Here is a 12,486-nt window from a genome sequence, read left to right as displayed (position 1 = left end):
GGGTAACTGCTTTTACCCTTGTCCTACTTGCTGAGTTCTAGCATTTTCATTATTCATTACGGAAGTAACTTCCTAGCCTCAGCGCGCTCCCTCTGAGTCTCAGTCCTGTGAATCGAGTCTGGAACCGGAAAACCAGCACAAGTGAGCGTTCATCCAAAACCGTAGAAAGTATTATTTGCTACCTGGAAGGCAAGAGCTCTAGCGTAATCTTCCTGAGCGCAAAATGCTAACTATCAGCCATAAACCTAGAAAGCTGGCGGTAGCGAACAACACACTACTGATCCAAACCAAGGGCACCGGTGTTTGGCCACCGATATCACTACTGGAAATAATTGCAGCTCCCAAAATCAACGAGCCCACCAGCACACTAAAAGAGAGCCGGTTAGCTGAATCATCCAGGCTGCGCCGTAACGGGTCTAGGCCCCGCAGAGCTACATTCCACTGCAGATTTTCCGTGGCCAGCCGGTCGAGCAGCGTCTCAATCTGGCGGGGGGACTCCAGGGATAACGATTTCAAATCAAGAGCCGTCATCATTAGATCCTGCAGAGGCGTGCTGCCAATCAGCTGCCGCCGGAACAGATCGGCCACCAGTGGACGCACTTCGCCCATCAAATTAAACTCTGGGTCTAGACTACGGGCAACGCCTTCAAGATTAGCCAGAGTTTTGACATAGAGCCCCATGTTGCCAGGGACGCGCACCCCATTTTTGCGGGTGGAACGCAGCACTTCGTAAAACAATTGTGCAAAGTTGATTTGAGATAGGCTGCGGTTGTAGTAGCGACGCAGTAGCCGATCGTAATCGCGCTCTAACTGCACAAGATTCAACCGCTTGGTCGGTTCCCCCAGCTCCAAAATAATTTGGCTACAGCGCCGCGCATCTAAATTGACAATTGCCAGCATTTGCTGAGTCAGGAGTTGCTGAGTGCGAGGGTCTAGGCGACCAACCATACCGCAATCAATTAAAGCAATTCGGCCGTCTTGAAGGTAGAAAATGTTGCCAGGGTGAGGGTCGGCGTGAAAGAAGCCATCAATGTAAATTTGCTGAAAGAAGGCTCTTACCAGCATGACTGCAATGGGTCCCCCCGCTGGTCCTCGGTCGTGAGCCAAAACAGGCTCACCAGAGAGCCATTGCATTACTAACAGGCGTTGCGAAGTCAGTTCCCAAATAATCTCAGGAACGATTAATTGCTTACTATCAATCAGGTCCGTATTTTGTAAGCTATCGCGTAGCTGCTCGGTAGACTGGCCTTCTTCCGTAAAATCCAGTTCCGCTTGCAATGCAGTACTAAATTCCTCAGCCAAACTCACCAAATCGTAGTACTGACCAAAATCAGTGCGGGAAACCAACTCTGCAATGCTTTGCAATAGCTGCATGTCTTGCCGCACAATTGCTTCAATCCCAGGGCGCTGGATCTTGAGCGCTACTTCCCGCCCTTCTGGACCCGCTAAACGGGCACGGTGGATTTGGGCAATCGAACCAGCGGCAACCGGGATAGCAGAGACCTCAGCGAAGACTTCCTCCAGAGGTCGGGGCAGGCTGGAGCGCAGTACAATCTCCACTTCCTCCCAAGCCACTGGCGGCACCTCATCTTGCAGGGTGCTTAATTCTGTGATGTATTCAGGCGACAGCAGATCAGGTCTAGTGCTGAGTAGCTGCCCTAATTTGACGAAAGCAGGTCCTAATTCGACCAGAATATTGCGCAGGATACGGGGGGTCGGCAGGCGGGGTTCATCAGGCTTGCCCCCTGTGAGTAGGCGGCGCATGTAGCCCCAGCCATTGCGCAGAACAACTTCAGCAATTTCCCGCTGACGGGCACTAGTTTGAGTGAGGCCGGAAAGCACGAAGGTAAAAACTCCCTGACGGATCGCTGCCTCTATTGTGGTGCCTTCTCAAAATTCAGGCGAGCCAAGGCAACGATCCGCGCAGTTTCAAAGTTAGGAATTCGGTTCGCCAATACCAGGATTTTCTTCTGTTTTCACTTCTGGCACGATGTCTGGGCGGTCCTTGTTCTCCCAGCCTACAGGGCGCTTAGAGTTGTACCAGGCGATTGAGCCGAAAGTTACAGCAGCGATAAAACCAACAACGTACAGCAGTGTAGCGGCGAATGGAAAATGAGGCGCAGCATCCATCTTTTTAATCCCTCAATTTTTAAAGCAACGAGGTCAGCATAGGGGAATTAAACTTGCTGAGGTATCCTTCGCAGGTTATATCTAAGTATGAATCTAAAGATGAACTCGATTCTGAAGTGTAGCTAAAGTCTTATATCTAACGAATGATAGCCAGTTTTATTAATGCTTTACGCAAGAATGACTGTTAATTTGTCTCTGGCTATCAACATTTAGTATCAGGGATGTTACTGCTTTTTTGGCTTTTATTTGATGCTCCGATTGTTAAAGTTTCCATTTTTTAGCAGGCGGAAAGCCAGGAGACCGCAGCAAGGTTAACGCCGCCAGAAAAACAGAAAACTCTTGCGGTTAGGCTGCAAAGTCTCATGCGTTGAGCGACCGCTAAGCGGATGAATACCACTTGCAATACTCAATAAATACTGTCGTGTTTTCGGCTCTAATTGCACCTCGGAAAAGTCAGCGTCAGTGATCACCGCACCGGTTAAATTAGCCCCACTGAGATTGGCCCCGGCGAGATTGGCTCCCCTAAGATCAGCCCCCTGTAAGCTACAGGCTCCTAAAAAAGTGCCACGCAGCAATGCGCGTTGTAAACAAGTTTTCTCAAACCTTGCTCGCAGACAATCAGCCCCACTCAAGTCAATCTTGGTACAGTCGGCCCCATCGAAACGGGCGCTACGCAGATTGGCCTGTAACCAGCGAGATTGAATTAGCCGCGCGGTTTGCAGATTCACTGCTTGGGCCTGCGCCCCAGAGCAGTCTGCCCCCCACAAATCGGCGCCTGCTAAATTAGCTTGCTCCAATCGCACTAGGCTAAGGTCAGCTAAGCGTAAATCAGCAGCACCCAGAGAAACGCCGCGCAGATTCGCGCCTTGGAAGTCTCCACCGGGTACCCGAAGCTGGTCGAGTAGAGCCCAACTTAAGTCAATATTGCGAGCAATAGCCCCGCGCAGCGACAACCCCAGTTTCTGAGCAGAGCGCAGTTCTTGAGCGCTGTTAATGATCGGGGGACGGTGGGGCACCGCATAGAGCGAAGCGTCTCTGGGATCAGAGCCGTTTACATCCATTCGCAGTCCGTCATACAAAAAGCTTTTTAGAGCTAGCCTTATCGCTGTCCCGACCGAGCACCCTGCCCGAATCTTAATGCAATTCCCGCAAGGCTGCCAGGGTCGGCACTAATCTATACCCTTCCAGCCCCTCGGTCGACTATCAGGATTTCTGAGACAAAATTTCATGGCACCTCGGCAGATGTGGTTAAAATGTTCACAGTTTGTTGTTCCCTGATCTGACCTCGTTCTCGATCAGCCAGGTTTATCCAGTGAGCGCAGGCTTCTAACCGCCTTTTGATGCCCCTCCTGCGCCGCATCTTCGACAGAAAGCGATCTTTGGGTGCTGTTTGGCTCTGTAACCTTCCGTGATGTAAGCATTGGGCATCTGAAACTGTCAGTGTGCTAAAGAGCACAGGTGAAGCTTAGGGGATGGGACGATTGATCTTTGAAGCGGATGTAGACATAAACGCTCAACTTCAGACAGATGTTTTAACCAATCTGGAGCTAGATCCAGAGTTATCTGCGCTAACACCAGAGCTAGATCTGCGGCTCAGGCAGCTCGCGCTTCACCGGTTTGAGGTAGACAGCTCGACGATTTGCAAGTTAGTCGCTCGTCGCTTTGAGGAAGACCCTCTACTGCCCGGGGTCATCCTTGTGGAGGCGGGCAAGTTATTGGGGATGGTGTCACGGCGGCGGTTTTTGGAGCAGCTCAGCAGACCCTATGGCCTGGATTTATTCTTGAAACGTCCCATTCGGGTCTTATTTGAGCAAGCACGAACGACTTATCTCCAGCTACCCTGGACGGCGACGGTTGCTGAAGCTATGCACAAGGCCTTAACCCGTGCTGCCGAGTTAGCTCACGAGCCACTGGTTGTAACCTGTGACCAAGGCTGGTCGCTTCTGGATCTGCCAACCTTGCTGCTAGCTCAGGTCCAGGTGCAGGAACAGGCTGCCCAGTCCCTCTATCATCAAAAAGCTCAGATTAGTGCCTACCTGCACTCACTGCAAGAAGAACGAAACCGCGTCCGAGACCATAGCAGCCGTTTGGAGCAATGTCAGGCAGAAGTCAGCTATCATCGCCAGATTTTGCAACAGCAACAGGCTGAGGTGATGGCTAAGACTCACCACGTCGTGGTTCGTCAACACTCTCTGTTGGACACCACCCGCCAACTAGTCCAGAAGGGCGAACGGGTCTTTCAAGCAACCTTTGCTGGGGTTAAGTCAGTGCACCGACGGACCCGGCGCATTCTAGCGAATAGCCAATCTTTTGGGCAGGAGGTGCAGGAGCTGCGGGTCGTCACTGATTCCTTGAGCAGTCTATCTGGCCACATTCGCTTGCTGGCATTCACATCAGCAGTAGAAGCCCACCGAGCAGGAGTCAGCGGTCAGGCATTTGCTCGCATTGCCAAAGAGATCCGAGCACTTGTGGATCGGGTTGATGAGCTGAATCAGCAACTCCAGCGCCTCCAAGACCGCATTCAGCACCGCAGCGATATTACTGAGCAAGCGGCTGCCGAAAATGTGACTATGGCTAAGACCCTTCTAGGTCATGCGCGTGAGGCGCGAACCGCCCTAGCCCAGATCGAAGAACTGTTACAGGCGAGCACCACTAATCCATCGGCATCAGTTGGCCTATCGTCCTCTAGCCTTTAGACCTTGGCCCCAATCTGTACTTATCACCTAAAACTATCTGGTTTTTCCTAATAGTTCGTGTCTGAAGCCCAGAGGCAACCTAGAGAACGTGAATGCCGCACTCAACCTTGCCCATTCCCCGCCAACGACCAGCACGCTCGTCCTCACCAACCTGAACTGCCGTTGTCAACGGTTGGTCGCCAATGCTGCTGTAGCCCTGGTCGTGGAGAGGATTGTAGGGAACGTTATGCTCCAAGAGATAGTTCCAAACCTCTTTCTTGGTCCAGTGAACCAAGGGGTTCACTTTTAGCCGTTCACCATGCCACTCAAACACGGGGAGCTGGGTGCGAGTGGTTGCTTGGTCGCGTCGCCGTCCGTTTATCCAAGCCTTCACTTGGAGATCGGCTAGGGCTTGCTTAAAAGGCAACACCTTCGTAACTACCTGATATTGCTCCAGGTCTTGTTCCCAAAGACGTTCCCCGTAGCGAGCCTCAAAGGCCTTGCGATCGGAGGGCTCAGGATGGGCGATGTGAAGGTCTAGGCGGTAGTGTTGTCTAACACGCTCGACGTGCGCTAGAGTCTCCGGAAAATGATGTAGGGTATCGATAAACAGGACAGGCAACTGAGCCCCTAACTGGTCCAGCAGATCGAGGATCACCATGCCACTGTCTGCAAAGGAGGTCACCTGCACTAAGTGGCTTAGGTTCTCGGTGCTCCAACGTAAAATGTCACGGGGATGAGCTTGATCAAACTGAGTATTCAGTGCGTCAAGATCAAAGGTGCGAGGGGCCGAGGCAGGATTGCCTGAGTCTAGCCCTAAAGCAGAAGGTAATTCGGTCATGCAAAGCAGCACCAAATAAACAAGGAGCAGAATTAGCTGCTCATTTATCTCCAGCCTATCAAGAAACGGTTTTCTTAAGGGTTGGGGCAAACAGCAGCTAAGGTTCGGGGAACCGAACTTCTTGCTCAGAGCCTATAAGCCTGACCTTTGGCTCAGCTGAAGGCAGACGAACACTAGGCCAGGTCTAAGGTCTAAGGTCTAAGGCAACTCCAAACCAGGATCAGGGCAGATCGTAGTCCCGTTCCGGCTCGGGAATGGCGAAGTTCGACGAGTCGTAGAGGAAGCGTAATGCCTCTTCTTCTAAACGATGAATAGCGTAGGGCTCTACCACATTGGAAGTGCGCAGAGCTGCTAGATAGCCATTGGTGAACAGGCGCAGTTCATCGGTCCGGTAGCCCCGGCTCCAAAGCTCTGCGAGATCATCAGTGAGTCTCTGATAGTGGCGAATCGTCTGGGTATCTTGAAGCATGTCAGCAGGAATAGAAATCGACAGAGCCAGCCACGGTAATGAGTCGAGAGTCGAATCAGGCAAAGAACGTGGTCAAGGCTGTGCTGATAAAAAGCAGACACTTTGAACAGGTTTTAGACAGGCCGCAGGGAAGCAGATCCACTAGCAATCATCCTAGTAAACATTTGTAGGTAAAGATGAATCTGTGGATACCTCGGCATAGCTTTGTAACACTTGAGCCAGGTTTCTTAGATCCGTTTGTGTATGCGTTGCCATTACAGTTAGTCGAATCCGACTGGTTGGTACGGTCGGTGGACGGATAGCAGGCGCAAAAATCCCAGCCTGTCTCAAGGCTTGAGCGAGTTGTAAGGTTTGCGGAATGTCACCGCTTCGGACACAGAGAATTGGCGATTCAGAAGGCAGTAGATCGAGACCAGAGAGCGCCTGGCGCAGAAAGGTAACGTTGCTCCATAGCTGGGCGCGGCGCTCTGGCTCAGCCTGCACAATTTCTACAGCCTTCAAGGCAGCGGCAGTGTCAGCTGGTGACAGGGCTGTGGTGTAGATCCAACTGGGAGCACGATTGCGCAGAAAGTCGATTAACTCTGCTGAACCGGCGACATAGCCACCTAGGCTACCCAGAGCTTTGCTAAGTGTCCCTACCTGCACCAAAGGCCGACCAGTACAACCTGCCTGCTCAACTAACCCAGCTCCATGCGCTCCTAGAACACCCGTGCCGTGAGCCTCGTCCAGTAGGAGCATGCAATCGTAAGTGTCTCCCAGATCCAATAGCGCTGGCAAAGGGCACAAATCACCGTCCATGCTGAACACACTGTCACTCAGAAGCAAGCAGCGACGATAGGACTGGCGATGCTGCGCTAACTTTTGGCCCAAGTCAGCCAAGTCAAGGTGGGCGTAGTCTAGGACCGTTGCGCCGCTTAGGATCGCACCATTCTTGAGGCTGGAGTGGTTGTAAGCATCTGAGAGCACCAGATCACGCTGACCAACCAGGGCTGTGATCGTTCCCAAGTTGGCGCTGTAACCAGAACTGAAGACCAGAGCGTCCTCGGTCTGCTTGAGCCGCGCTAGTGCTTGTTCGAGTTGCCGATGTAGCTCCAGATGGCCGGTCAGTAACCGCGAGCCAGTGCTGCCAGTGCCGTAGGTACGGGTGGCAAGCACTGCTGCCTCAATCAAGCGCTCATCGCCTGCCAATCCCAGGTAGTTGTTGCTAGCAAAGTTGAGCAACTGTTGCCCGTCCAGCTCAACGACTGACCCTGCCCGACCAGTGGCAGGTTGTACAGAGCGATACCAACCCGCTTGCTTTAAGGTCGCCAGAGAGCGGCTTAGCCAGCGATAGGGACTCACGAGCTATGGACCAGAAGGGGCTTCACCTTGGGTGGGGAGCCTAGTAGTCTTTCTCTTCTTCGTACTCGGGCTGGCGCTGCTTCTGGGGAATGTTGACTCGAGGCGCTTCGTAAGGTTCTTCGTCGGACCAAGCATCCTCGTTGTCGCGGCGGTAACGGTTGTCTTCTTCGTAAGGTTCTTCGTATTCCTCAGCTTCGTCCGACCAGTTATCAGCTTCCTCTAGCTCTTCGTCGTAGTAGGGTTCTGGAGCTTTACGGCGGGCAGCAGGGCGGGATTTAGACCAGTTGTCGTCATCCCACATATCCTCACTGGCCCGAGTGGTTACGGTGCGAGCGGTAGAGGGACGGCTGGAGCCAGTGCCCAGCATGTCATTGGGATCAACGGTCGAGATGTAATCTTCATCCCGCTCCCAGGGTGGCTTGCCGATGCCCAGACGCTCAAGAATGCCCACGGTCAGCTGGGTCAGACGCTCTTCCATGCCTTCAGTGACAATGATGCGATCTCGGCCTACAGCGATGATCTCATTGACATCCAACTCGTAGGTGCTAACCACTTGAGAGGGAATTAGGGGAATACCCAGCGAGGACAGAATGAGCTGAAAGATCTCACCGTTGCCTGGGTCAAACTTGAAGTCACGCACCTTACCGAGCAGTTCCCCAGTCTCGGTGACGACTTCACTGCCAATCAGACTGGTGTAAGCATCAACGTTGATGTCTTCAAAGACATCTTCGTTATCGACCAGAATGGCATCGGGTCCCAGCAGCGCAATGCTGGACAGAGACATGTATTGGGGCGTTCCAGCAATCAGGTTGTCTCGCACGCTGACTGCTACAACCTGCCGCTGATCCATGTCCAGCCAGAGCTGGGAAACCACGCCGAGCCGTCGGGCGGTTGCCTTGCTGATCACCTGGGTGCCCAGGATCGACGAGCGCTGGCGAACAGGTTCAGATGTCGTTGTCATTGTGTCCTACTGAATCCGAATTGCCGATTAACAATCTTGAAACTAGAGTCTCGAAACTGAGGAGAGGCGCAACCGATGCTGAGCGATTATTCGCCTAATCATCAATCACGACGATAACACGAGCGCTCCTGACACGGGTTTGTAGAGACGTCAACCCATGCTGTCACATCTTGCTAGCCAGAGCGCAGCTTCAAGCCTAGGACTTGTGTATGAGCACCTCGCGCTTGCGTGACCCCAATTGTGCGTTCAGCCGCCTCAATCATAGGTCGCCGCAGGCTAACCACAATGAACTGGGCGGAATCTGCCTGCTTCCTTACCATTCTAGACAATCGCTCTACATTCGACCCATCCAGGAACATATCTACCTCATCAAAGGAGTAGAACGGGGAGGGCCGATAGAGCTGCAGGGCAAAAATGAAACTGAGGGCTGTTAGCGATTTTTCGCCCCCTGACATAGAGGCTAAGCGCTGCACCGGTTTGCCTTTGGGATGAGCAACCAGATTGAGACCTCCCGCAAAAGGATCGGCTACGTTTTCGAGCTGCAAATGACCGTCACCGTCTGAGAGTTCGGCAAAGATCACCTGGAAGTTCTTGTCTACTGCATCAAACGCCTCTTTAAAGGCTGACAGGCGTAGCGTAGTGAAATTCTCAATCCGCAGCAGCAGTTCGGTACGCTCCTCTTCAAGCGTAGTTAGCTTCTGGCTGAGGTCGTCCAAGCGCTCCTGGGTGCGGTTGTATTCTTCAATCGCCAGCATGTTGACTGGCTCCATAGCCTGCAAGCGACGAGTGCGGCTGCGTAACTCAGAAGCCAGCTGTTCTAAAGTGAGATCGGCAGGAACTTCAGGTTCGGGATCGGGCAAGTTCTGGCTGTACTCTTGCAAACTGGTCTGGACGCTTTCGAGCTGTTGCTGCGCTTCCTGCTGACGCTCTTGGAGCCGGCTCAATTGCCACTCCAATTCCTGGCGGGCATTGGTCTGCTCGCGCAACTGGCGTTCTAGGCGATCTCGCAGCTGTTTTTCGGAGCCTAGCTGCACCTCTAACGTGGCCAGTTGTTGTTGCAGCTGAGCCAGAGTGGCTTCCAACTGCTGCCGTTGCTGGGTCAGCTGAGTTTGCTGGTTGAGCTGGTCAGTTTGGCGACGCCGGCACTCCTGAATCCGGGCTTCGCTTTGCTTAATCTTTTCCTGAAGCACTTGAGCTTGAGTTGTGGCATCACTCTGGCGATCACGGGCGCTGCGCAAGTTCACGTCCAGTTCTGCCAGCCGCACTTCCTGCTCGCTAACTGCCGCTTGAGCCTGCTGCCACTCACTGTGGTCTTGAGACTGCTCCAACAGACCCAGTTCTTGACGCAGGATTTGCAAATCGGCTTCCTGAACGGGTAAGTTCTGGTCTAATTCACTCAACCGCTGACGGCTGGCCTGGAGTTCTTGCTGATTTGACTCTAGGTTTTGCCGTAAGCGGTCGCGCTGACCGTTAAGGCTGGCAATCGCTTGAGTGAGAGGATCAATCTGGGAGTGAGCATCCCGATGGCGAGCGCGAGATTCAGCCAGTTGCTCGCTCTGGTGCGTCATGTTGGCTTGAGCCACCTGGATCTTCTGGTTGATCAGCTTGAGCAAGCGTTCAATTTCCTGAAGGCGTTCCTTGAGGGCTTTTGCCTCATCTGATTCTGCTGGGGAGCCTGTACCAAACTGAAGGCTGTTCTTCTGCGCGCTACCGCCGGTCATTGCGCCAGAGCTTTCTAGCAACTCCCCGTCTATCGTGACCATGCGGTATTGGTTGAGGTAGCGTCGGGCGTCACTCAAATGCTCAAAGACAACTGTGTTGCCGAACACATAAGCAAACACATCAATGTAACGCTCATCAAATTGAATCAGGTTGAGCGCGTAGTCGATAGCTCCGTTTGCCTGCAAGCGGGGGAGCGAGCGAGCGGGCTGGATGCGGTTGAGGGGCAAAAAGGTGAGGCGACCTGCTTTTTCCCGCCTGAGCAGTTCGATCCCAGCCGCTGCCACACCGTCATCTTCCACAACTAGGTGGCCCAAACGCGCACCTGCTGCAATCGAGAGAGCTAACTGATAATGCGGATCGACCTGACCGAGTTGAGCTACTAACCCACAAACCCCAGGTAACTCCATCTGCAGAATCAACCGCGTGGCGTAAGTTCCCTGCACTTCTTGGATAGCTTGTGCCCGAGCTTCGATGCGGTCCAACTGCCGTTGGCGGTTAGTTTGCTCTTCGCTCAGCCGGTCGCGAGTCGCCTGCTGGGTCTGCCCTTCTTGCTGCGCCGTTGTCAAGGATTGCGCTAAAGACTGGACCCGTTCTTGCTGATCGGTTGATTCAGCTTGCTTTTCCCTGAGCAAGTTCTGCCGCTCAATCAAGTCGTTATCTAGACGAGCTAATTCCGTCTTCTGGTCCTGAATCTGGCGTTCAAGCTGGCTCAGTCGCTCTCGCAAGCGAGTTTGCTCTTGGCGCTGTGGGTCGAGCGTACTCAGCAGGGTATCGATCTGGTGGCGCAGCTGAGTTTGCTGCTGCACCGAGGTATTCGAAGATTCAGCAATGGTCTGAAGCGATTCGCGGGACCGGGCCAGCAATTGCTGTTGATGCTGTTGCCGGGCAACTAGCTGCTCAATTTGCTCAATCTGACCGCGGAACTGGTCATTGAGCCGCTCCAGAGAGCCGTGGTGTTCCTGAACCTCGCCTTGCAGGTGAATCAGTGTATTTTGATCGGTTTTCTGCGCTTGAGACAACTCCTGAGCAGAGCGCGTCACAGCTCGCAGTTCTGCCTCACGTGTCGCTTTCTGAGACTGTAGTGCCAGTTGCTCATCTTCGCCCAGAGCTTTAACCCGCTGATTGGCATGCTCTAGTTCAGCGCTGGCGCGAGCAATATTAATAGTTAACTCTGCTAACTGAGTACTGAGCTCAGTCCGGTTTTGCTCACAGCTTCGGATTTGCTCTCGCAGTTGGGTTTGCTGTCGCTGTAGTTGTCTGCCGTTAAGAACAACCTCCCATTGCTCCATAGCCTGAATTTCAGCTCGGAGCTTTCGATATTTTTCGGCTTTAATGCGATCCTGTGCAAGGCGATCGCGCTGGGCAATTAGTTCTTTTTCAACGATGCGAAAACGGTCTTCGCGCTCTTTAACGGCGTCCAGTTTCTCCTTAGCCTGGTCGATTTTGCGGTCGAAGGCGGCCACTCCGGCGAGCTCATCAATAATTTGCCGCCGCTCCCGCGAACTCATCGAGATAATGCTGGTGACGTCCCCCTGCAGCACGATGTTGTACCCCTCAGGGTAAATGCGGTGCTCTGCTAACTGTTCGTGCAGCTCAGTTAAGGTACAGGGAACGTCATTAATGGCATAGGTAGAGGTGTAAGTGCCCTGCGGCGTGACACGCAGTTTGCGAGTGACACTCCACTCTCCATCGTTGCCGTCTTCTAAGTCAAAAGTGACTTTAACGCTTGCCTCGACTGTGCTGCGCGACTTTTGGCTGTTGTTGACTAGATCTGGCAAGCGTTCAGCCCGCATACCCTTGGAACCTGCTAGTCCCAGAGCAAATAGCAAGGCGTCTAAAATATTGGACTTCCCAGAACCATTAGGCCCAGAAACGACAGTGAATCCTGGTAGCAGCGGGATCACCGTCGTACTACCAAAAGACTTGAAGCGGGTCAGTTCCAGTCGCTTGATGTACACCGAGTTAGGAAGGCCAAGAAGCGTCCATCATACCGTAGCACTGGAGTCGGCTTACAAGTCGGAAATTGCTACTCCTGAATCAGTCAAAGGGTTGGAATTCAAACTGGATTGCTCGACTAAACGCAAAAAACACCAGTGCGGAAACCCCTATGAAGCCCTATGAAGAAAGAGGTCGAAAAGAAGGTTAGAAAGAACGTCAAAAAGCGCTCTCCATTGGAGAGCGCTTTTTGATTAACTAGCCTGGACTAATTAGCCGTTGATGGCGGGAGCGGTCAGAGCAACCGGGGTTGCTTCGCCAGCAGCCAAGTCAAGCGGGAAGTTGTGAGCGTTGCGCTCGTGCATCACTTCCATCCCCAGGTTCGCCCGGTTCAACACGTCTGCCCAGGTCG

General features: G+C 53.1%; 9 protein-coding genes and 1 pseudogene. 1 reads left to right on the top strand and 9 read right to left on the bottom strand.

Annotated features, from left to right (window positions below; genetic code table 11):
- Positions 1–198 precede the first annotated feature (198 nt).
- The 3 genes from H6F94_RS02190 to H6F94_RS02180 form a co-directional block, all read right to left on the bottom strand.
- Positions 199–1,842, bottom strand: coding sequence for an ABC1 kinase family protein (locus H6F94_RS02190; protein WP_313949200.1), 1,644 nt, complete (start codon positions 1,840–1,842; stop codon positions 199–201).
- 93 nt (positions 1,843–1,935) lie between these two features.
- The gene (gene psb35 / locus H6F94_RS02185) at positions 1,936–2,130 is read right to left on the bottom strand and encodes a photosystem II assembly protein Psb35 (protein WP_190800614.1); all 195 of its coding nucleotides are present in this window, start codon (positions 2,128–2,130) and stop codon (positions 1,936–1,938) included.
- 311 nt (positions 2,131–2,441) lie between these two features.
- Positions 2,442–3,191, bottom strand: a complete 750-nt coding sequence (locus tag H6F94_RS02180) for a pentapeptide repeat-containing protein (RefSeq protein ID WP_190800613.1) — start codon at positions 3,189–3,191, stop codon at positions 2,442–2,444.
- A gap of 411 nt (positions 3,192–3,602) precedes the next feature.
- Here H6F94_RS02180 and H6F94_RS02175 point away from each other — a divergent pair, with 411 nt between their 5' ends.
- Positions 3,603–4,826: a methyl-accepting chemotaxis protein gene (locus H6F94_RS02175; protein WP_190800612.1), complete on the top strand. Its 1,224-nt coding sequence runs from the start codon at positions 3,603–3,605 to the stop codon at positions 4,824–4,826.
- Between the two features lie 79 nt (positions 4,827–4,905).
- Here the strand turns inward: H6F94_RS02175 and cysH are convergent, their stop codons facing one another.
- The 6 genes and pseudogenes from cysH to H6F94_RS02145 form a co-directional block, all read right to left on the bottom strand.
- Positions 4,906–5,646 (bottom strand): phosphoadenosine phosphosulfate reductase, encoded by a 741-nt coding sequence (gene cysH, locus H6F94_RS02170; protein WP_190800611.1) that lies wholly within the window; start codon positions 5,644–5,646, stop codon positions 4,906–4,908.
- Between the two features lie 220 nt (positions 5,647–5,866).
- Entirely contained in the window at positions 5,867–6,178 is a 312-nt protein-coding gene (locus tag H6F94_RS02165; protein ID WP_396426407.1) for a DUF6761 family protein, read from the bottom strand.
- A gap of 90 nt (positions 6,179–6,268) precedes the next feature.
- Positions 6,269–7,456, bottom strand: coding sequence for an 8-amino-7-oxononanoate synthase (gene bioF / locus H6F94_RS02160; protein WP_190800610.1), 1,188 nt, complete (start codon positions 7,454–7,456; stop codon positions 6,269–6,271).
- 40 nt (positions 7,457–7,496) lie between these two features.
- Positions 7,497–8,417, bottom strand: a complete 921-nt coding sequence (locus H6F94_RS02155) for a PRC-barrel domain-containing protein (protein WP_190800609.1) — start codon at positions 8,415–8,417, stop codon at positions 7,497–7,499.
- 173 nt (positions 8,418–8,590) lie between these two features.
- On the bottom strand, positions 8,591–12,097 hold the full coding sequence (smc, locus tag H6F94_RS02150) for a chromosome segregation protein SMC (protein ID WP_190800608.1): 3,507 nt from the start codon (positions 12,095–12,097) through the stop codon (positions 8,591–8,593).
- A 249-nt stretch (positions 12,098–12,346) separates the two neighbouring features.
- Positions 12,347–12,486: pseudogene (locus H6F94_RS02145) on the bottom strand (photosystem II q(b) protein); the annotation flags it as partial.

Origin of the sequence: Leptolyngbya sp. FACHB-261, from assembly GCF_014696065.1 — a bacterium.
Lineage (GTDB): Bacteria > Cyanobacteriota > Cyanobacteriia > FACHB-261 > FACHB-261 > FACHB-261.
The sequence above is the reverse complement of the archived record's forward strand: the minus strand, read 5'-3'. Positions and strand labels throughout refer to the sequence as shown.